Genomic DNA, 20,206 nt, shown 5'->3' with positions numbered 1-20,206 from the left:
CCAACCTGTTGCCATTGAACCATCAGTATTGTAGAAATACCACATACCGTTTTCTTGTTTCCAGCCTGTTTTTGGAGAAGCTGGTTTAGCTGGTTCTACTACAGAATATGAGCTGTATGATGGAACATATGAAGGGACATATGTAGGATTAGCTGGTCTTGCAGGAACAGAAGGTTGTGCTGGTTGCTCTGGTTTTGGAGCTGGAGCCGGCGCTGGTTGAGATGGCTCTTCAGCTGGTTTCTCTGCCGGTTTTTCTGCCGGTTTTTCTTTAGCTTTATCTTCTTCTGCAGCTTTCTTATTTAATTCATCGATAAATTTTTCAGCTTGTTTTGCAGTTAATCCTTTTTTGAAGCCTTCTACAATTTGTTTTCTTGTTTCATCTGATGCTGCTTTTAATGCTGCAATTGTATCAGCTTTTGCTTTTGCTTCTTCTGGACTATTAGTTTCAGCTTTTTCTAATTCTGCGATTGCTGCTTTCAATGCTGCATCATAGTTCGCTAAAAATTCTTCCTGAGCTGCTTTCTCATTTGCTGCCGCTTCTTTATCTTCTTCTGCAGCTTTCTTATTTAATTCATCGATAAATTTTTCAGCTTGTTTTGCAGTTAAGCCTTTTTTGAAGCCTTCTACAATTTGTTTTCTTGTTTCATCTGATGCTGCTTTTAATGCTGCAATTGTATCAGCTTTTGCTTTTGCTTCTTCTGGACTATTAGTTTCAGCTTTTTCTAATTCTGCGATTGCTGCTTTCAATGCTGCGTCATAGTTCGCTAAAAATTCTTCCTGAGCTTCTTTCTCTTTTACTGCAGCCTCTTTATCTTCTTCTGCAGCTTTTTTATTAGCTTCATCAATTAAACCTTCAGCTTGTTTTGCAGTTAAGCCTTTTTTGAAGCCTTCTACAATTTGTTTTCTTGTTTCATCTGATGCTGCTTTTAATGCTGTAATTGTTTCCTTCTTTTGTTTTTCTAACTCTGGATCATTTTTGTGTCAGCTTTTTCTAATTCTGCAACTGCTTTTTCTAACGCTTTATCATAATTCTCTAAGAATTCATCTTGTGCTGCTTTTTCTTCAGCTTTTGCTTTTGCTTCTTCTGCTAACTTTTTATTTTCATCATCGATTGCTTTTTCAGCTTCTTCTGCAGTTAAGCCTTTTTTGAAACCTTCTTCGATTTTAGCTCTTGTTTTCTCTGCTTCTGCTTTTAATTTTGCAATCGTATCTTGAATTTGTTCTTTTATTTCAGGATTATTTTTTGCATCTTCTTCTAATTTTGCAATCGTATCCTTTAATGCCTTGTCAAAATTAGCTAAAAATGCTACTTGTGCGTCTTCCTCTTCCTTAGCTTCTTTTTCCTCTGCAATTTCCTCTTCTTTAGCAATTCCTTCTACTTCTTTTTCAGCTTCTTCTACAGTTAAACCTGCTTCGAAGCGTTTTTCATAGTCAGCCTTCTGGGCTTTAGTTCGTTTTTCAAATTCATCAATAAATCCTTGAATTTGTTTTTGTAATTCTGGATCTTCTTTTGCATTGTCTAAATATTCTTTTAATTCTTTAACTGTAGCTTCTACAGCTTTATCAAAATTAGCTAAAAATTCTTTTTGTGCTGATTCTTTATTTTCAGCTGGTTGACTACTAGCTACAGATTGACCTTCCGCTTTTACAACCGACGGTTGAGATACAACAAATGCTGATCCTAAAACAGCAACACTAGCCAAGCTAGCAGTGAGAAATTTTTTCTTATCCATAAAATATCGACCACCTTTGGTACTTTTTTGGTGCTATTTTACCATTTTTTTCCTAAAAATTCAAGAAATCACACTCCAAAATGATAAAAAATAAGAGGAAATTCCCCTTATTTCTTTATTATATCCATTACACCCACTCACCGTTGGCATTTACTGTGTAACCATCGATAGTTGTGTTCACAGCCAACGCTCCTGAAGAATATGAATAATACCATTTACCGCTAACTTGGTACCAACCTGTCTTCATAGCACCTGAGCCAGCAAGATAATACCAAGTACCACCCTGCTTGAGCCAACCTGTTTGCATAGCACCTGAATCATTGAGGTAATACCAGTTACCATCTAAAAGCTTCCAACCAGTCTGCATAGCACCTGAACCGTCAAGATAATACCATGTACCATTGTCTTTTATCCATCTAGTACCCATTTTACCTAAACTGTCAAAATGGTACCAACTACCATTTATAAATTTCCAGCCTGTCTGCATAGCACCTGAGCCGTTAAGATAGTACCAATTACCATCAACTTGTTTCCAACCAGTTTTCATCACACCAGTTTCATCCAAGTAATACCATGACCCATCTTTGACCCAACCAGTCTTCATTCCATCTTCTTTAGAGAAATAATACCAATCCAGTCCAATTTTCTTCCATCCAACATGACGATTTCCCTCATCATCAATGAAGAATTTTTTACCATCAATTAAAACAATACCTGGTTTAAGGACACCTTCCTCATCTAAGAAATAATGTTTTCCGTCTACTGTAATATCCCCTGTTAGACGAACACCTTCTTTTAGATAGTAAGTTTTATCATCAATTTTGATAAAGCCAGTTTTCTTATCACCATTTTCAACAAAATAGTAAACCTTATCAGCAACTTTTACAAAGCCTAGCTTTTTAACACCATCTTTTTCATCTAGATAGTATTGCTTATCACCTGCAGTCAATAGACCTTTTTTCATAGCTCCATCAGCTTCAAAGTAGTAAGTCTTACTATCAATTTTTTGCCAGCCAGTAACTTTTTTACCGTCCTTAATATAGTAGACCTTCCCATTCTCCGTTTTGAATTGACCTGCAGAATTAGACTGGTTTTGATTATTATTTTGGTTAGTATTACCTGTTGTTGCATCAATTGGAGAATATGTATGGTACATTACACCATCTATTTTTTTACTAGAACCATATTTATAATTAGCAATTTCTGGATGACTAGAGATAGATGTAGAAGTTACCTCAGTACCTGTAAGTGGTGCTCTAAGGTCAATATAATCTCCATTTTTATATTCTACAAAACGAACTGCTTTGACAGAAGAGTTAGAAGTTGTTGAACCGTTATTATTGTTTGTACCAGTACCATTTTGGTTATTATTTCCATTAGCATTACTAGTGCTACCATTGTTTTGGTTGTTATCTCTATGGTATGGATTGGTCTGAGTACCAGAATTCGTAGTACCTGTCGTAGCAGTAGGCGCATACATATGATACATAATACCATCTTCTTCTCTACTAGAAGTATAGACATAACTTGCAATTTCAGGGTGATTCTCAATAGATGCAGCTGTCACAGCAGCACCTGTAAGTGCAGCTTTGATATCTACAGGTCCACCATTTTTAAATGTTGCATAGTGGACTTCTTTAACCGTAGAAGTTGTTGTAGCCGTTGTTGCCCCTGTTTCGGCAGCTTGTGCTGGTTGAACTGAAGCCATAGCTAGCACTGAAGTAGCTAGTAAGATACCTGTTAGTGTTTTCTTCATGAGAAGAACCTCCTTTATTAAATGGTTAAATTTATATAGATTATATCTCTTTCCTATAATAAATGCAATAAAAAACATAAAAAGTGTAGAAATATTTAACAATAACAGAAAGAGAGCAGTTTGAACCACTCTCTTTGTTATTTTATACCCATTCACCGTTGGCATTTACATAGTAACCATCGACTGTAGTATTTACTGCAAGGGCACCTGAACTATAAGCATAGTACCACTTACCGCCTACTTGGAACCAACCAGTTACCATAGCACCTGAGCCTTTGAGGTAGTACCATGAATCACCTACTTTAGCCCAGCCTGTTTGCATAGCACCTGAACCGTTTAGATAGTACCAAGTGCTACCATCTTGCAACCAACCTGTTTGCATTTCGCCTGAACCGTTTAGATAGTACCAAGTGCTACCATCTTTAACCCACCATTTTTGCATGATGCCTTCAGCGTTAAAGTAATACCACTTACCGCCATCTTGTAACCAGCCAACTTGACGTTTGCCTTCTTTATTTACATAAATCCAGTTACTATCAACTTTATTCCAGCCAGCTTTTGTATTAGATTCATCTGTTAAGAAATATGTTTTACCATCAACGGTAATTTCCCCAAACTTACGTTCACCTTCTTCAGTGACATAGTAATACTTATCGCCAGCACCCTTGATAAGACCTGTCTTACGCTCACCTTCTGTAGTAATGTAATACCATTTTCCAGCACTATCTTTTACAATACCTGACTTGGTTGTACCGTCTTCAGCAAAGAAGTACCATTTATCACCTACCTTATGCGCTCCAATTGTCACAACACCATCTTTGACAAAATAAGTTTTTCCATTTTCAGAGATAATCTCTGTCTTACGAGCTCCATCTGACACAAAATAATAGGTTTTTTCTCCTACTTTAATGAAACCAGTTTTCTTAACACCTTGTCCGTCTAGATAGTAACGTTCAGATGTGTTTTCAAGAACTCCGTGAGCCATAACACCTTCACTATCAAAATAGTAAGTTTTTCCATCAACATTAGCCCAACCTTTTACAGGATTTCCTTTATAGTAAAGATAACGATTACCAGCAGACACACGCCATTTTACATCTTTATCAGAAGTTTTATAGCCTTGAGTATTTAACTCACTGACAGACGCATCGGGATCGTTTACATAATCATCAATCTTTGTCCCTTTCTCAACGAATAAGTAGTATTTTCTTCCCCCTTCAACATAGGCACGTTGAAATTCAAATCCTTCAATTGTCGAATGTTTAGAGATCGGCTGATTCCCATCTTCAAAAAATACTGTCTTACGTTCTTGTGAACGACCATTAATCACTGTGATCCACTCAGTTCTATAAACAACTTCTTCCGCACTTACTGGACGAGCTGTAATTGCAGAGTAACTGGTTAAAACTGCTGCACTTGCCATTGTCAAGCTAGCTACTGCTAGGGCTAAAGCTTTTTTATTTTTCATATGAGCATTCTCCATGTTTAAAATTTTAGGTAATAAACCTAGTTTTATTGTATCTTATTTTTTAAAAAAATTCTAAAAAAAACTGAACTTTTTATGGAAAAAATAAAAAGCAGAAGAAATCTCCTGCTTTTTTGATTAAACTAGATTATTTAACCCATTCACCGTTTCCGTTTACAGTGTATCCACCTACAGTAGTATTAACTGCAAGGGCACCAGAACCGTCAACGTAGTACCATTTACCAGCAACTTCAAACCATTGGCTAGCTTTCATAGCACCTGATGCTTCAAGGAAGTACCATTTGCCACCGTGTTGCAACCAACCAGTTTCCATAGCACCTGAACCATTTAGGTAGTACCAAGTGTTACCATCTTTAACCCACCATTTTTGCATTACGCCTTCAGCGTTAAAGAAGTACCATTTACCGTCGATTTGTTTCCAACCAGTAACTTGTTTGTTGTTGTCATAGTAGTGCCAGCCGTTTTCACCTTGAACCCACTCAGTACGAACAACATTGTAGCTGTCAGTTTTTTCAATTTCAACTGATGCATTTACATACATATCATTATTTTCGTTACGTCCAACTGCATCTGCTGTAAATAGTGAAGATTTTGTTAGGCGCTCAGGTAAAAAGTAACCTTTTGGTACTGTCAAAATACGGTAAACCGCTACTCCACCCTCGTGTAATTCAAACTCAGCATCACCTGCTTCATTTGTCTTAGCACTTACAAGAGCTGGGGCATCTTTAACAGGTTTTCCACCTTGAGCATTCAAGAAATCTTCAGTAGTTTTGTAAACTAATAGCTCAAATTCAACACCTGCAACTGGTGCACCTTGTTTATCTTTAACGTTGATACGTCCATGTGTTCCATTTGTGAATGGTACAACCTTTTGAACTTTACCATCTTTAAGATTAAATTGGCTATCATATGGATTAGATACTTTATCCTTGAATTGATTGTTAGGATTAATTACCAAATAAGTATAAGTAGAACCATCTGCATATTGAACAGATACTACTTTATCTCCATTTGCTAGAACTTGTTCAGCACGGTTAGTTTCAGTTGCTTTTTCCACTTGTGAAGGATCGTAAGTTTTTTCAACTTTTCTAACTGATGCTGCTTCTTCAGGTGTCAATTGTCTGTCAGCTGAAACAGCTTGTACAGCACCAAATGCTGCAAGAGCGACTGCGCTTGTCAATAAAACTTTTTTCATCGTTTTATCTCCTTTGTTTTTCTTTAAAAATTTTTTTCGTAAGACTATCTTACTACCATACAGTATATAAATATTTGCAGGATTTGTCAAGGGTTTTCATCAACTTTTTACCTATTTTTTCAAAAAAGATAAAAAAACGCTTTTATGAGATGAAATACCCTTCAAATACCGTATCTCCCAAGTGAAAATCTCACAAATTTCCTAAACTCTGAGTCAAACCTCACATATTTAATCCATATCGATAGTTGGATAGAACTCACTTCTATGGTATTATCCTATAACCCCTTCCAAATGTCAAGCAAAAATGACAAGTATTTTAGAAATAACTCGCCATTTCATTAACTTTCTACTATTTAAAATGTGACCTCATAGCAAGGACTCAAACTCAGTGACAGTCATGCCCAACTGCTGGCTGGCAACCTCAGAAGTCAGAAGACCTTGACGGACTAGATTTAGTAAACCTACTTTTAATCCTTCTTCTCGCCCTTTTTCAATACCCTCTGCACGGCCACGTTCAAGTCCACGCTCTAAACCTTTTTCGATTCCTTCCGCCCTAGCTGTTTCCAAGGCATAGTCCTGTGCTAACAAGGCCTGTTCTTCTCGCATACGTAGTTGGCTAAACATCTTCCTGTCCTCCTCGGACCAGCTTTTGTAGTCCAGCAGTTGGTCTGCCTGGCTGATGGCTCGCTCAGGTTGCTGGGTAAAGGGTTTGTTCCCGAAAAACTCTAACCATGGTTTGCGAATACTATCTTTGCTGGTTTCTCTGTATTTTTAGGTCTTATTTATGATGGTCTTTCAATAGCTCCTCAAACTCAGCCACGGTCATGCCTAATTGCTCACTCGCAACCTCAGGTGTTAGAAGACCTTGACGTACTAGATTTACTAAACCTACTTTTAATCCCTCTTCAATGCCTTCTTCTCGTCCTTTTTCAATACCCTCTGCACGACCACGCTCCAGTCCCTGTTCAATACCTTCCGCTCTAGCTGTTTCAAAGGCATAGTCCTGTGCTAACAAGGCCTGTTCTTCTCGCATACGTAGTTGGCTAAACATCTTCCTGTCCTCCTCGGACCAGCTCTGATAGTCCAGCAGTTGGTCTGCCTGGCTGATGGCTCGCTCGGGTTGTTGGGTAAAGGGCTTGTTCCCGAAAAACTCCAACCACGGTTTGCGAACCTCGTCTTTGCTGGTTTCTCTGTATTTTTAGGTCTTATTTATGATGGTCTTTCAATAGCTCCTCAAACTCAGCAACAGTCATGCCCAATTGTTCACTCGCAACCTCCGAAGTCAGAAGACCTTGGCGGACCATATCCAGAAAGGCAAAAAGTTTCCCTTCTTTCCTAGCTGTTTCCAAGGCATAGTCCTGTGCCAACAAGGCTTGTTCTTCGCGCATACGTAGTTGACTAAACATCTTCCTGTCCTCCTCGGACCAGCTCTTATAGTCCAGCAGTCGGTCTGCCTGGCTGATGGCTCGCTCGGGTTCTTGGGTAAAGGGTTTATTCCCGAAAAACTCCAACCACGGCTTGCGAATGCTATCTTTGCTGGTTTCTCTGTATTTTCTTAATTCCAAGAACGCCATCTTGACTAGATGATGTTCTTGTCCATTGTTTGTGATGGTTAAGACCTCACCTGTCGTGTCTTCGCGCATACTGAAACTGTGGAAAGCTTGATCATCTGAGAAGTAATTACTATCTACAATAGCGATAGCGTATACTGGTGCGATGTGTTTGTAGCTTTGGTGAGTATCTCTTTCGCGTTGACGAATTTTTTCTAGATTTTGATTGACCTGACTGCACAAGTAAGCCCACAGGCGATTGATGAAAAAATTCTGATGATGTACCTGTATTTCGATAATAACTTGCGTTCCATTATCCAACTCCGCCAAAACATCAATACTGGTATAGAAATCCTGCGCCGAGTAGGGCATGGAAGGCAAGACGTGAATATTGCTACCCTCCAAAATGGTTACATTTTTTGCTGGCAAGTCCAGCATATCGCGAATAAATTGACAAGTAATTTCCGGATTGCTGAAAATTTTCTTAGCAACCAAGTCATTGGTCGGGCTAATGCCCGGATGTCTGAGAATCATATTTCCTCTCCTTTCATTATAGCATATTTTTAAATCTAGGTTTACTAGATTTGATGCTTCTATCTATTTATTCGGAAAAGAGACGAAAAAAATAAAAGTTATTAAAATTATTGTTTATCCTTAATTTTGTCTGTATTAAAAAAGGTTTTGACACCTAATTTTTAAAATTAAAGCACACTGAATCTAGGAACAATTTGAATCATCTTGACCTGCTCTTGGTATTCTTGACTGAGTTTCCAAATCTTCTTTACAGACGGAAAGAGCATCATCGTGTTCCTTGATGATTCTGATTTTCTCACCTTGTTCAGCTATTACATCGTCCGCTATAGCGATTCCCAAATCTCGCATCTTATCCTTCATTCATCTTGGTAATCAACTTCTTAATGTTTGGTTTCTCATCTGGATTGTCAAAGATTCTCTGAATAATAACTTGAGTAAAAAATCATTCCTTAGTTCAACCGATCCACAATATATCTTTCCAATTGCTTGGCAAACCAATCTTACTAGATAATATGATATTTGACTTTTCCATCAACTGTGCCTCTAAAGTCGTCAAAAAATCGTTCCAATCTTGAACAAAAGAATGTGAATGATGTTGTATAAGATTTTTCATAGCTAAAAGATAAGCAAATAAATCGTTATTATGCGTCTTTTTCTTTTTAGTCTCTGCATTCTTGTTTATTTGACGCAAATCAGCTGAAAAGAAACTTGGACTTGCTATTGTAAAATTTTGACCATATAGTCTTAAATGATGTGCTGTCCTATTTCTCATATGCCATGTAGCTGAAACCCAGCCAAATAATTTACTCTGGATTTCTTCTCCATGAATTTTAGAATTTACCACACCAGTTGATAAAAATGTAGTATCTATCCAATACTCTCGGTACTCTTTTTTCAGTGCACTTATAAAACGAGTTGTTTCCCCAAAAGTCATCTCTTGAAAAAGAACCCAAATTGGGAATTTAGAACCTTTATTTTTGATATGATGCTGTATTGAAAGACTTTGATTCTCTGATAAATGTTTTTCTATAATTGAAATAAATTCGTTATATAATTCAGAGTTTTCATAAATAGTTTCATCCAAGTAACACTCACCTTTTTGATATTTTCCATTATATTGCTGACAAAGCGATTCAATAAAAGTTGATTTTATAAACTGCTCTAATCTACCAGAAAATATAAACAGAAACTGTGACAACCAGTCATTAAATTCATACAATGAAATCGCTGCTTGAAATTTTCCTTTATGAAGATTATCTGGAACCTGTTTAATAAAAGCAGAAAACGAATAGTAATTATGGCAACGTAAAAAATTTTTGGAATCTAGTTCCTCTTCAAGTGACATATCTAGCTTATCTGAAAGATAACTTACCAAATCTTCAAGAGGTAAAAATGCTTTCATTTCTCTCTTTAAATCTCTTGACAAAGAAATACTATTATCAGTTGTGTACATCATTAACCTTCTAAATTTATAAAAAAATGACTCCAGTTGCTATGAAACAGGGAGCAAAAGGAGTGCTTGTATCTACATACTATACTATTCTATAAAAAAAGTCAAGTAAACTTGATATTTTTTCAATTTGTGTCTAATTGTTCACTCGCAAATTCGGAAGATAAAGCATGTTGGCGTACTAAATCTAGAAAGGCAAAGATTTATCCTTCAACTTTCCCACGCTCCAGTCCCTGTTCAAGACCCTCTGCACGGTCCGTTCAAAGCCTTGTTCTTCAGCTTGCTCCAAGGCATAGTCCTGTGCCAACAAGGCTTGTTCTTCGCGCATACGTAGTTGACTAAACATTTTCCTGTCCTCCTCGGACCAGCTCTTGTAGTCCAGCAGTTGATCTGCTTGGCTGATGGCTCGCTCGGGTTGTTGGGTAAGAGGTTTATTCCCGAAAAACTCCAACCACGGCTTGCGAACCTCATCTTTGCTGGTTTCTCTGTATTTTCTTAATTCCAAGAACGCCATTACTGTGATGGTATTACAAAAGTGCTTCAAACTCCGCTACTGACATACCCAATTGTTCACTCGCGAATTCGGAAGTTAAAACATGTTGGCGTACTAAATCTAGAAAGGTAAAGATTTTCCCACGCTCTAAACCTTGTTCAATACCTTCTGCACGACCACGTTCTAAGCCCTTTTCCTCAGCTTGTTCCAAGGCATAGTCCTGTGCTAACAAGGCTTGTTCTTCGCGCATACGTAATTGACTAAACATTTTCCTGTCCTCCTCGGACCAGCTCTTGTAGTCCAGCAGTTGATCTGCTTGGCTGATGGCTCGCTCGGGTTGCTGGGTAAAGGGCTTATTACCAAAAAACTCCAACCACGGCTTGCGAACCTCGTCTTTGCTGGTTTCTCTATATTTTTTTAGTTCCAAGAATGCCATCTTGACTAGATGGTTTTCTTGTCCATTGTTTGTGATGGTTAAGACCTCACCTGTCATATCCTCGCGCATACTAAAGCTATGGAAAGCCAAGTCATCTGAGAAGTAATTACTATCCACGATAGCGATAGCATATACTGGTGCGATGTGTTTGTAACTCTGATGGGTATCACCTTCTCGTTGGCGAATTTTTTCTAGGTTTTGATTGACCTGACTACATAAATAAGCCCACAGGCGATTGATGAAAAAATTCTGATGATGGACTTGAATCTCAATGATTACTTGAGTGCCATTGTCCAACTCTGCCAAGACGTCTATACTGGTATAGAAATCTTGCGCCGAATAGGGCATGGAAGGCAAAACGTGAATATTGCTCCCCTCCAAAATAGTTACATTTTTGGCTGGTAAATCCAGCATATCGCGAATAAATTGACAAGTGATTTCTGGATTGCTGAAAATTTTCTTAGCAACCACATCATTAGTTGGGCTAATGCCCGGATGTCTTAGAATCATCCTTTTCCTCCTTTTATTATACCACAGTTTTAAATCTAGGTTTGCTAGATTCTCTGGCTCTATCTATTTATTCGGAAAAAAACGAAAAAACCTGAGAATCATCTCAGGCTTGGTCATTAAATTTTTTTCTCAATACCGAAAAGTGGAGAAAGTGGGCGTTTTTCATGAATACGCACGATAGCATCTCCCAAAAGATGAGCAATCGAAATCTGTTCAATCTTATCGATCAAACGCTCTTCTGGTAGATAGATGGTATCCAAAACAACCAATTTCTTAATAGCTGATTTTTGGATATTGTCCATAGCAGGACCAGAAAGAACTGGGTGCGTACAGCTTGCATAGACTTCAACAGCACCAGCTTCTGCAAGGGCATCTGCCGCATGACAAATGGTTCCAGCGGTATCAATCATATCATCAATCAAAATACAAGTCTTGCCTTCAACCTTACCGATAATGTTCATGACTTCACTGGTATTCATCTTATCAACGCTACGACGTTTATCAATAATAGCGATAGATGTCTTCAAAAATTCTGCCAACTTACGGGCACGAGTCACCCCTCCATGATCTGGGCTGACAACCACATAGTCCGAACCAACCATGCCACGACGCTCAAAATAATCCGCAATCAGAGGAGCCCCCATCAAATGATCCACAGGAATATCAAAGAATCCTTGAATCTGCGCAGCATGCAAGTCGATGGTCAATAAACGATCCACTCCAGCTACTTCAAGCATATTTGCGACAAGTTTTGAAGTGATTGGCTCACGCGCTCTCGCCTTTCTATCCTGACGTGCATACCCATAGTAAGGCATGACAACATTGACAGATTCTGCACTCGCACGTTTCAAAGCATCTACCATAATCAAAATTTCAAGCAGATTATCATTTACAGGCGAGCTAGTTGATTGTAGGATAAAGACGTGTTTCCCACGGATTGATTCTTCGATGTTGACCTGAATCTCTCCATCTGAAAATTGGCGAACACTTGATTTCCCCAACTCTATCCCAATCTCCTGCGCCACACGTTTTGCCAATTCTTGATTAGAAGAAAGGGCAAACAGCTTTAAATCAGAAAAAGACATGATTTCCTCCGGTATATATGTATCGCTTGTGCTTTTCACAAGATTTTTCCATTTACCATTGTAGCGCTTTTTGCACTATTTTTCAATCAAAAATAAAAGAAGGGCACCATATTTGTACCCTTGCATCATTCTTTTGAAAAATATTCTAGTTCATCAACTCATCGTGCTTCTCAACAAAGCGATAAGCCTGATAAAAACCGTAAAGAGCAATAGCTGTAACTACTGGAATCGCTAATGGCAACTCTGTCTCCAATTCTACAAAAGGAGAGTTAAACAAGAAGTGAGTTCCCAAGGCTAAACCTAGGAAAATAATCCCCTGTTTCTTGCCAGCCTTCTGCCCTTTATAGGCTCTGTAAAGCAAGTAAACACCTACTACAGCCAGACCTGAAAAAGTCCAGTGAGAGGCAATCCCTGAGATGATACGCTCTAAAATCCTCGAAATAGTAAAATCAAATCCCTCTGGCAAATCCGTACGAATATAGCCAATATCCTCAATCATTTGGAATCCCAAACCAGAAGCAATCCCAAGTAAAAACAGAGATTTTAATTTTCGCACGGGAATCAAAGCTAAAACAAAGACAAGTGGCAATAATTTCAAGGGTTCTTCTACCAAAGGAGCCACAATAGCACTTTCAAAGGCATTTAAAAATGTACTATCTGGGAAAAGAACGTCCAGTAAATCATGGATATAAGTATTAGCAAAGCTAGACAGCCAACCTGAAAGGAACATCCCACCCAATAAAGACAAAATCAAGGCCTTCTTTGGCAATTCCCATTTTTTCCCAATACGGAAAAGGAAATAAAGAGCCGGAATCATGTAAAAGAGAGCTAGAAAGATAGAAACTCCCATTAGGCCATATTCCGCAGCTGACATCGAACCGTCCGTATAGTAGATGGTTTCATACTGCAAACCAATACATAGCAATAAAATAAAAATAAATAAAATACTGTTTTTCTTCATACACTTTCTTTCTAAATGAATTTTTTACAATTCTACAACTGTCATACTTCCTGTATCCACATCGTAAATGGCACCAGAGATAATGACATCGTCTGGTATTAGGGGTGACTCGATAAGCAATTGCATATCCTCTCGTACACTCTCCTCTATATCTTGGAAGGGCAAGAAGTCCTGGTCTGACACATCGACACCTAGTTCCTCTTTCAGATACTCCTGAAAAGGTCCATTTTCAAAGGTCTGAGCACCACAGTCTGTATGGTGCAATACCACAATCTCTCTTGTCCCCATTTGTTGCTGGGAAATAACTAGCGAACGAATCATGTCCTCAGTCACTCGACCACCTGCATTCCGCAAGATATGAGCATCCCCAAGTGCCAAGCCCAAAGCTTGCGCAACGTGCAGACGAGAGTCCATACAGGTCACAATAGCCACTCTTGTTTTGGGTTTAAGTGGCAGATTTAACTGCCCATGTAGGGCAACATAAGCCTGATTGGCTTGCATAAACTGTTCAAAATACGACACGATTCCCTCCTCGAAAATTTGATAGTCAAATATTTCTCCTATCTTATCATTTTTAAGAGGATTTGTCACGAATTATGTAAAGACCTTTTTCAAAACTTCCTGAATCGTTGTCACCCCAATAACCTGAATTTCCTTAAGCGGAGTGATTCCTGTCAAGGAATTCTTAGGTACATAAATCTTAGTAAAGCCCAGTTTAGCAGCTTCATTGATGCGTTGCTCGATACGATTCACGCGCCGAATCTCTCCAGTCAAACCTAATTCTCCTACAAAACATTCCTGAGGATTAGTTGGCTTGTCCTTATAGCTCGAAGCAATGGCAACTGCAACAGCTAAGTCAATGGCAGGTTCATCCAATTTGACACCGCCAGCAGATTTGAGATAGGCGTCCTGATTTTGCAAGAGAAGCCCTGCCCGCTTTTCCAAAACAGCCATAATCAGACTCGCACGATTAAAATCAAGTCCTGTGGTCGTACGCTTGGCATTTCCAAACATGGTCGGTGTTACCAAAGCCTGAACCTCCGCCAAAATCGGACGCGTCCCTTCCATGGTCACAACTATTGATGAACCAGTTGCTCCATCCAAACGCTCTTCTAGGAAAACTTGACTCGGATTGAGTACCTCAACCAAGCCACCCGACTGCATCTCAAAGATGCCAATCTCATTAGTGGAACCAAAACGGTTTTTGACCGCTCTTAAAATACGGAAGGTATGGTGTCGTTCCCCTTCAAAGTAAAGCACCGTATCCACCATATGCTCCAACATACGCGGACCAGCCAGAGTGCCCTCCTTGGTCACATGCCCTACGATAAATATGGCAATGTTATTGGTTTTGGCCAGCTGCATAAGTTCAGCCGTCACCTCACGCACTTGAGAAACAGATCCCTGCACCCCTGAAATCTCAGGAGACATGATAGTCTGGATAGAGTCGATGATGAGAAAGTCTGGCTGGATTCTCTCTACCTCTGCGCGGACACTCTGCATATTGGTCTCTGCATAGAGATAAAACTCGCTATCAATATTTCCCAAGCGTTCCGCTCGCAACTTGATTTGCTGGGCAGACTCCTCCCCACTGACATAGAGAACAGTCCCCACTTGAGACAGCTGGGTTGAGACTTGTAAAAGAAGGGTTGATTTCCCAATCCCAGGATCCCCACCGATAAGAACGAGACTTCCCGGTACCACTCCTCCTCCAAGTACACGATTGAATTCCTCCATCTCCGTCTTGGTTCGATTGACATTGATAGAAGTCACCTCAGCCAGTTTCATGGGCTTGGTTTTCTCACCTGTCAAGGACACACGCGCATTCTTTACCTCGGCAACCTCAACCTCTTCTACAAAAGAAGACCAAGACCCACAGTTGGGGCAACGTCCCAGATATTTAGGGGAATTATACCCACAATTTTGACATACAAATGTCGCTTTTTTCTTTGCGATAATAAACCTCTTTCTATATCTCTAACTCACACTCAATCACTTGGCAAAAATCAATTTTCTCATTTGGCACAAACTGGCGCATGAGCATGTTGTGAGTTACCACTATCACGGTCTGGTAATCTCGATACTTAGCCATGCATTCTAGAAAACGAGACTTCATCTCCGTAGTTGTCTCATATTGAATAGGACTATTAGGAAGTAACTCCCCCTTATTTTCTAGAAACATAGTACGAGCTTTTTCAAAATTATCTGTGCCACTTTCATAGACCTGCCATTCATGCAATAATGGATCCACTCTCAAAGGAAGTCCAGTAACACAAGCCACATAAGAAGCCGTTTCTAAAGCTCTTGTGACTGCAGAAGATATGATTATTTCAGCTGAAGGGAGTAAAGGATTGGTGCTCAATTTCTGGGCTTGCTGCCGTCCCTTCTCAGACAAGGGCGCCAAATCTATCCCAAATCCCGTATAAGAACGCTCCTCTAACTCACGATAATCTGGCTCCCCGTGACGTACAAAGATAATCTTCATTCTAGTGCCCTGTTGAACCAAATCCACCAGTTCGAACGCCATCAGCCGCATCTCCATCTGCGATTAAGAAAGGCGCAAAGACAGCCTGGACCACACGTTCCCCAACTTCAAGAATCACTTCTTGATCTGTGATATTCTTCATCTGAGCAAAAATATGCCCTTCATTCCCAGGATTTCCATAATAATCCCCATCAATGACCCCAACTGAATTAATTAAAACCAAGCCCTTTTTACGAGGATTTGAAGAGCGATCATAAAGGTAAAGAACCTCAGTCGGCTGCATATAAGCCTTAACTCCTGTCGGAACCAATACAATCTCTCCTGGAGCGATAACTGTGCGCACAGCAACCTTTAAGTCGTAACCAGCCGCATGCGCTGTCTCACGCTTGGGCAATAAATTTTCATCTGTAAAACTAGAAACCAATTCAAAACCACGAATTTTCATCATCTTCTCTTTTCTATTATCATTTATTCTAGATTATTCTATCTTATTTATTCGGAAAAAGCACGAAAAAAAGAGCACACAATTCAAATCGCTTAGGGCTGCTGGATTCCTCCCCTGACCCGCTTCACGCAGAACTGTTGCTCCACTGTTTATTATATCACATTCCTATTCATTTTAAAAGCAAAATTATTTTTTCCGTCTATTTCTAAAAAAGTCCTGCATAATAGCTGCGCATTCATCTTCCAAAATTCCCGTTTCAACATCCACACGATGGTTGAGACGCTCATCTGTCAAGATATCGTACAAACTCCCAGCAGCGCCAAATTTCTGGTTTTTAGCTCCATAGACCACGTTTGGAATACGGGCGAGTCCAATCGCCCCACTACACATGACACAAGGCTCAATGGTCACAAAAAGCGTGCAATCAAGCAAGCGCCAGCTCTCCTCACTCAAGTTCGCATTCTCTATGGCCATAATTTCCGCATGCATAACCGCTCGTTGCAATTTCTCACGCGCATTATGCCCACGGCCAATGATTTCCCCATCTTTGATAATCACACAACCAATTGGAATTTCATCGTGTTCAAGAGCAATCTCAGCCTCTCTCAAAGCCTCTCTCATAAAGACTTCTTTTTCTTCAACTGTATAATTCATCAATTTCCCTTTTCTTACTTATCGATTTTATTATTATATCATGAATCCCAAGACAAAAAAAGCCACCGAATGCGGTGACTTTATAGGGAGATTATTATGAAAAAGAAAAGTTTAGGATATTTGTTACAACAAGTTAGGAGGTCTTCTTGTAACTGTCTATAGTATACCCGACCTATCTTAAACAAATCTTAAAAATCTCTTAGGACCAAACACTTTCTAAAATATTTGTTTGTTCACGACCAGGACCCACTGAGAAAGTAGAAATACGAACGCCAACTAATTCACTCACACGACGAACATAGTTACGCGCATTCTCAGGAAGATCTTCCAAATTACGAACTCCAGTGATATCTTCTGACCAACCTGGCAACTCTTCATAGATAGGTTTGCAACGTTTCAATTGCTCAAGACTAGCTGGATAGTAGTCAATACGTTGACCGTCAAGATCATAGGCCACACAGATTTTCACTGTATCTAAACCACTCAAAACATCGATAGAGTTCAATGAAAGATTAGTAATACCAGAAACACGACGACTATGGCGCATCACAACTGAATCAAACCATCCCACACGACGTGGACGACCAGTTGTTGTACCATATTCATGACCGACTTCACGGATACGTTCTCCCACTTCATCAAATAATTCAGTTGGGAAAGGACCATCTCCTACACGACTCGTATAGGCTTTACATACACCAACAACCTTGTCAATCTTGCTTGGACCGACACCAGAACCAATTGTCACACCACCAGCTACAGGGTTTGATGACGTAACAAATGGATACGTACCTTGGTCAATATCTAGCATAACACCTTGTGCACCTTCAAAAAGTACACGTTTACCATTATCAAGCGCATCATTCAAGATAACAGATGTGTCTGTCACATACTTCTTGATTTGTTGACCATATTCGTAATATTCTTCAAAAATATCATCGAAAGCAATGGCTTTACTGTCATACAATTTTTCAAAAAGACGATTCTTTTCAGCAAGGTTACGTTCTAAACGCTCACGGAAAATGTCTTTATCCAAAAGATCTGCAATACGAATCCCAACACGAGCAGCCTTGTCCATATAAGCTGGACCAATTCCCTTGATTGTAGTCCCAATCTTATTGTCGCCCTTAGCTTCTTCTTGCAAACGGTCTAACTCGATATGATAAGGTAAAATAACATGCGCGCGATCAGAAATACGCAAGTTATCAGTTGTCACACCTTCCTCATGAAGATAGCTCAACTCTTTTACAAGAGATTTAGGATTTACAACCATTCCGTTTCCAATAACAGAGATTTTTTCAGGGAAGAAAATCCCAGATGGAATCAAGTGCAATTTAAATTTCTTACCATCAATCACAATCGTGTGACCTGCATTATCACCACCTTGGTAACGTGCAATCACTTCTGCATTCGCTGAAAGGAAGTCTGTAATCTTCCCTTTACCTTCATCACCCCATTGGGTACCTACAACAACAACTGAAGTCATAATCTTGTCTGAGCCCTCAGGCTCTTCCTTTCTCACATACATGGCAGGAATCTCACCCGCAATTATATCTTACAATTTATTATAAGAAAAAATCGCCTTTTTATCAAGAAGAAACAATAGAAAGATTTGCTATTTCCAACTATTAAAAAATGTTTTAGAAAAAATTCCGGCTATTTATCATTATTTTCCCACAAAAAGTTGAATTTGTTCGGAAATTAACTCATACTGTCTCAACAAGCAACAAAACCTTGTTTCATTATCAATTTTTCAAGATACAAACGATAAGCAACACGATAATGGTAAACAATAAAATCCCTACGACACCCAATACCATATCTCACTAAATAATAAATCAAAAATTTAAAATGAAAATGTTCCCAGTCAAAATTATCACCAAATACAGTACCATACTCTTCTTCAATATTTCTATAAAAATCTGCCATCTGCTCATAAATACTTTTTAGCATAAATATATACTCCTTTTCTTTTTTATAAACTTATTCTAACAAAAAATTTTAAACAGTTATTAACAATTCCTGAATTGTTAAAATACCAACCTCAACAAGATAAAAAATAGGAAAAGTTGACAGAATAGAAACAAATTTACTACCTGAATTTCAAAAGATTAAAGTCCTAAAAAGACCGCCTTAAAACTTTTGGGTAAACCCTATTATAACTATAATGTTTTTATATAGGTATTATGGATCTGATTTTGTAGTATAAAAAAATTCAAACCATAATTCTTCTTAGAAAACGTCGTTTTAAGTGCTATCATTGCTCGAAAATGATGGTGGCTGAGACTTCTATCGTCAAGAAGAATCACCAAATTTCTCGTATTATCAACCAAAAAATTGCTCAGAAGCTGATTGAAAAAACTTCTATGACCGATATTGCTCATCAGCTGTCTATTTCAACTTCAACTGTTATTCGCAAGCTCAATGACTTCCGGTTTAAGCATGATTTTTCTTACCTCCCTGAGATTATGTCCTGGGACGAGTACTCCTTTACCAAGGGAAAGATGAGCTTTATTGCGCAAGATTTTAAAAAACTCAACATCATCGCTGTTCTTGAGGGAAGAACACAAGCCATCATTCGAAATCACTTTCTTCGATACGATAGAGCTATTCGTTGTCAGGTAAAAATCATTACTATGGATATGTTTAGTCCCTACTATGACTTGGCTAAACAGCTTTTTCCGTGTGCCAAAATCGTTCTAGATCGCTTCCACATTGTACAACATCTAAGCCGTGCTATGAGTCGTGTGCGTATCCAAATCATGAATCAATTGGATCGAAAGTCTCATGAATACAAGGCTATCAAGCGTTACTGAAAGCTCATTCAACAAGATAGTCGTAAACTCAGTGAGAAACGTTTTTATCGCCCTACTTTTCGTATGCACTTAACAAATAAAGAGATTCTTGACAAGCTTTTGAGCTATTCAGAAGACTTAAAACACCACTATAATCTCTATCAACTCTTACTTTTTCACTTTCAGAATAAGGATGCTGACAAATTTTTCGGACTCATTGAGGACAATCTAAAGCAGGTTCATCCTCTTTTTCAGACTGTCTTTAAAACCTTTCTCAAGGACAAAGAGAAAATCGTCAATGCCCTTCAATTCCCCTATTCAAACACTAAACTGGAAGCGACCAATAATCTCATCAAACTTATCAAACGAAATGCCTTTGGTTTTCGGAACTTTGAAAACTTCAAACAACGGATTTTTATCGCTCTGAACATCAAAAAAGAAAGGACGAAATTTGTCCTTTCTCGAGCTTAGCTTTTCTTCAACTCACTACAGTTGACAAAGAGGTAAAAAAAAGAGGTCTTGACCTCTTTTAATTATCTACTCCGCCAGTAGGACTCGAACCTACGACATCATGATTAACAGTCATGCGCTACTACCAACTGAGCTATGGCGGAATAAAGCTAAGCGACTTCCATATC

Annotated in this window: 15 protein-coding genes, 1 tRNA gene, 1 other RNA gene and 8 pseudogenes; 1 reads left to right on the top strand and 24 read right to left on the bottom strand. The window is 38.9% G+C overall.

The window, feature by feature from the left end:
* From HT698_RS10515 to comW, 23 genes and pseudogenes are all read right to left on the bottom strand, one after another.
* A pseudogene (locus tag HT698_RS10515) lies at nucleotides 1–111 on the bottom strand (hypothetical protein); the annotation flags it as partial.
* Between the two features lie 848 nt (nucleotides 112–959).
* Nucleotides 960–1,733, bottom strand: a complete 774-nt coding sequence (locus tag HT698_RS05935; protein WP_173218800.1) for a hypothetical protein — start codon at nucleotides 1,731–1,733, stop codon at nucleotides 960–962.
* Nucleotides 1,734–1,860: 127 nt separating this feature from the next.
* Entirely contained in the window at nucleotides 1,861–3,489 is a 1,629-nt protein-coding gene (locus HT698_RS05930; protein WP_173218802.1) for an N-acetylmuramoyl-L-alanine amidase family protein, read from the bottom strand.
* 142 nt (nucleotides 3,490–3,631) lie between these two features.
* A pseudogene (locus tag HT698_RS10315) lies at nucleotides 3,632–3,805 on the bottom strand (PspC family transcriptional regulator); the annotation flags it as partial.
* Between the two features lie 4 nt (nucleotides 3,806–3,809).
* Nucleotides 3,810–4,912 (bottom strand): annotated as a pseudogene (locus tag HT698_RS05925) (nucleoside triphosphate hydrolase); the annotation flags it as partial.
* A 190-nt stretch (nucleotides 4,913–5,102) separates the two neighbouring features.
* Nucleotides 5,103–5,402, bottom strand: a pseudogene (locus HT698_RS10310) (N-acetylmuramoyl-L-alanine amidase family protein); the annotation flags it as partial.
* 1,134 nt (nucleotides 5,403–6,536) lie between these two features.
* Nucleotides 6,537–6,941: pseudogene (locus HT698_RS10305) on the bottom strand (hypothetical protein); the annotation flags it as partial.
* A gap of 7 nt (nucleotides 6,942–6,948) precedes the next feature.
* A pseudogene (locus HT698_RS05910) lies at nucleotides 6,949–7,368 on the bottom strand (hypothetical protein); the annotation flags it as partial.
* 7 nt (nucleotides 7,369–7,375) lie between these two features.
* Nucleotides 7,376–8,254 (bottom strand): Rpn family recombination-promoting nuclease/putative transposase, encoded by an 879-nt coding sequence (locus HT698_RS05905; protein WP_173218809.1) that lies wholly within the window; start codon nucleotides 8,252–8,254, stop codon nucleotides 7,376–7,378.
* A gap of 183 nt (nucleotides 8,255–8,437) precedes the next feature.
* Nucleotides 8,438–8,614 carry a hypothetical protein gene (locus HT698_RS05900; protein WP_173218811.1) on the bottom strand — a complete coding sequence of 59 codons (177 nt, stop codon included), beginning with the start codon at nucleotides 8,612–8,614 and terminating at the stop codon, nucleotides 8,438–8,440.
* A gap of 94 nt (nucleotides 8,615–8,708) precedes the next feature.
* Nucleotides 8,709–9,707 (bottom strand): Abi family protein, encoded by a 999-nt coding sequence (locus HT698_RS05895; RefSeq protein ID WP_173218813.1) that lies wholly within the window; start codon nucleotides 9,705–9,707, stop codon nucleotides 8,709–8,711.
* Nucleotides 9,708–9,829: 122 nt separating this feature from the next.
* Nucleotides 9,830–10,218: pseudogene (locus tag HT698_RS10300) on the bottom strand (hypothetical protein); the annotation flags it as partial.
* Nucleotides 10,219–10,231: 13 nt separating this feature from the next.
* On the bottom strand, nucleotides 10,232–11,143 hold the full coding sequence (locus tag HT698_RS05885) for an Rpn family recombination-promoting nuclease/putative transposase (protein ID WP_173218815.1): 912 nt from the start codon (nucleotides 11,141–11,143) through the stop codon (nucleotides 10,232–10,234).
* A gap of 116 nt (nucleotides 11,144–11,259) precedes the next feature.
* The gene (locus HT698_RS05880) at nucleotides 11,260–12,228 is read right to left on the bottom strand and encodes a ribose-phosphate diphosphokinase (protein ID WP_000010167.1); all 969 of its coding nucleotides are present in this window, start codon (nucleotides 12,226–12,228) and stop codon (nucleotides 11,260–11,262) included.
* Nucleotides 12,229–12,373: 145 nt separating this feature from the next.
* A complete protein-coding gene (locus HT698_RS05875; protein ID WP_173218817.1) occupies nucleotides 12,374–13,189 on the bottom strand; it encodes a PrsW family glutamic-type intramembrane protease in 816 nt (271 codons plus the stop codon).
* 24 nt (nucleotides 13,190–13,213) lie between these two features.
* Nucleotides 13,214–13,711 (bottom strand): carbonic anhydrase, encoded by a 498-nt coding sequence (locus HT698_RS05870; protein ID WP_004237611.1) that lies wholly within the window; start codon nucleotides 13,709–13,711, stop codon nucleotides 13,214–13,216.
* 72 nt (nucleotides 13,712–13,783) lie between these two features.
* A complete protein-coding gene (radA, locus tag HT698_RS05865) occupies nucleotides 13,784–15,148 on the bottom strand; it encodes a DNA repair protein RadA (RefSeq protein WP_345789460.1) in 1,365 nt (454 codons plus the stop codon).
* 10 nt (nucleotides 15,149–15,158) lie between these two features.
* Nucleotides 15,159–15,716, bottom strand: coding sequence for a histidine phosphatase family protein (locus HT698_RS05860; RefSeq protein ID WP_173218819.1), 558 nt, complete (start codon nucleotides 15,714–15,716; stop codon nucleotides 15,159–15,161).
* A complete protein-coding gene (locus HT698_RS05855; RefSeq protein ID WP_000701983.1) occupies nucleotides 15,676–16,119 on the bottom strand; it encodes a dUTP diphosphatase in 444 nt (147 codons plus the stop codon). Before HT698_RS05855 ends, HT698_RS05860 begins: the two co-directional genes overlap by 41 nt.
* 56 nt (nucleotides 16,120–16,175) lie before the next feature.
* Nucleotides 16,176–16,271: signal recognition particle sRNA small type (gene ffs / locus HT698_RS05850), an RNA gene on the bottom strand.
* A 34-nt stretch (nucleotides 16,272–16,305) separates the two neighbouring features.
* A complete protein-coding gene (tadA, locus tag HT698_RS05845) occupies nucleotides 16,306–16,773 on the bottom strand; it encodes a tRNA adenosine(34) deaminase TadA (RefSeq protein ID WP_173218821.1) in 468 nt (155 codons plus the stop codon).
* Nucleotides 16,774–16,972: 199 nt separating this feature from the next.
* Nucleotides 16,973–18,259: an adenylosuccinate synthase gene (locus HT698_RS05840; protein WP_001832534.1), complete on the bottom strand. Its 1,287-nt coding sequence runs from the start codon at nucleotides 18,257–18,259 to the stop codon at nucleotides 16,973–16,975.
* Nucleotides 18,260–18,489: 230 nt separating this feature from the next.
* A complete protein-coding gene (gene comW, locus HT698_RS05835) occupies nucleotides 18,490–18,726 on the bottom strand; it encodes a sigma(X)-activator ComW (RefSeq protein WP_173213476.1) in 237 nt (78 codons plus the stop codon).
* Nucleotides 18,727–18,998: 272 nt separating this feature from the next.
* On the opposite strand from comW, the pseudogene HT698_RS05830 reads away from it, so the two are divergent.
* Nucleotides 18,999–20,039: pseudogene (locus tag HT698_RS05830) on the top strand (ISL3 family transposase); the annotation flags it as partial.
* 69 nt (nucleotides 20,040–20,108) lie between these two features.
* Here the strand turns inward: HT698_RS05830 and HT698_RS05825 are convergent.
* Nucleotides 20,109–20,182: transfer RNA gene (locus HT698_RS05825), tRNA-Asn, on the bottom strand.
* Nucleotides 20,183–20,206 lie beyond the last annotated feature (24 nt).

Source organism: Streptococcus sp. 3109, from assembly GCF_013276905.1.
Lineage (GTDB): Bacteria > Bacillota > Bacilli > Lactobacillales > Streptococcaceae > Streptococcus.
Note: the sequence above shows the minus strand (reverse complement) of the source record. Positions and strands in the feature narration are given on the sequence as shown.

What these genes read in the sequence shown, in the direction of transcription:
- HT698_RS05935 (WP_173218800.1), bottom strand. Translation starts at nt 1,733, where the DNA reads ATGGATAAGAAAAAATTTCTCACTGCTAGCTTGGCTAGTGTTGCTGTT.
- HT698_RS05930 (WP_173218802.1), bottom strand. Translation starts at nt 3,489, where the DNA reads ATGAAGAAAACACTAACAGGTATCTTACTAGCTACTTCAGTGCTAGCT.
- HT698_RS05905 (WP_173218809.1), bottom strand. Translation starts at nt 8,254, where the DNA reads ATGATTCTCAGACATCCGGGCATTAGCCCGACCAATGACTTGGTTGCT.
- HT698_RS05900 (WP_173218811.1), bottom strand. Translation starts at nt 8,614, where the DNA reads ATGAAGGATAAGATGCGAGATTTGGGAATCGCTATAGCGGACGATGTA.
- HT698_RS05895 (WP_173218813.1), bottom strand. Translation starts at nt 9,707, where the DNA reads ATGTACACAACTGATAATAGTATTTCTTTGTCAAGAGATTTAAAGAGA.
- HT698_RS05885 (WP_173218815.1), bottom strand. Translation starts at nt 11,143, where the DNA reads ATGATTCTAAGACATCCGGGCATTAGCCCAACTAATGATGTGGTTGCT.
- HT698_RS05880 (WP_000010167.1), bottom strand. Translation starts at nt 12,228, where the DNA reads ATGTCTTTTTCTGATTTAAAGCTGTTTGCCCTTTCTTCTAATCAAGAA.
- HT698_RS05875 (WP_173218817.1), bottom strand. Translation starts at nt 13,189, where the DNA reads ATGAAGAAAAACAGTATTTTATTTATTTTTATTTTATTGCTATGTATT.
- HT698_RS05860 (WP_173218819.1), bottom strand. Translation starts at nt 15,716, where the DNA reads ATGGCGTTCGAACTGGTGGATTTGGTTCAACAGGGCACTAGAATGAAG.
- HT698_RS05855 (WP_000701983.1), bottom strand. Translation starts at nt 16,119, where the DNA reads ATGAAAATTCGTGGTTTTGAATTGGTTTCTAGTTTTACAGATGAAAAT.
- tadA (WP_173218821.1), bottom strand. Translation starts at nt 16,773, where the DNA reads ATGAATTATACAGTTGAAGAAAAAGAAGTCTTTATGAGAGAGGCTTTG.
- HT698_RS05840 (WP_001832534.1), bottom strand. Translation starts at nt 18,259, where the DNA reads ATGACTTCAGTTGTTGTTGTAGGTACCCAATGGGGTGATGAAGGTAAA.
- comW (WP_173213476.1), bottom strand. Translation starts at nt 18,726, where the DNA reads ATGCTAAAAAGTATTTATGAGCAGATGGCAGATTTTTATAGAAATATT.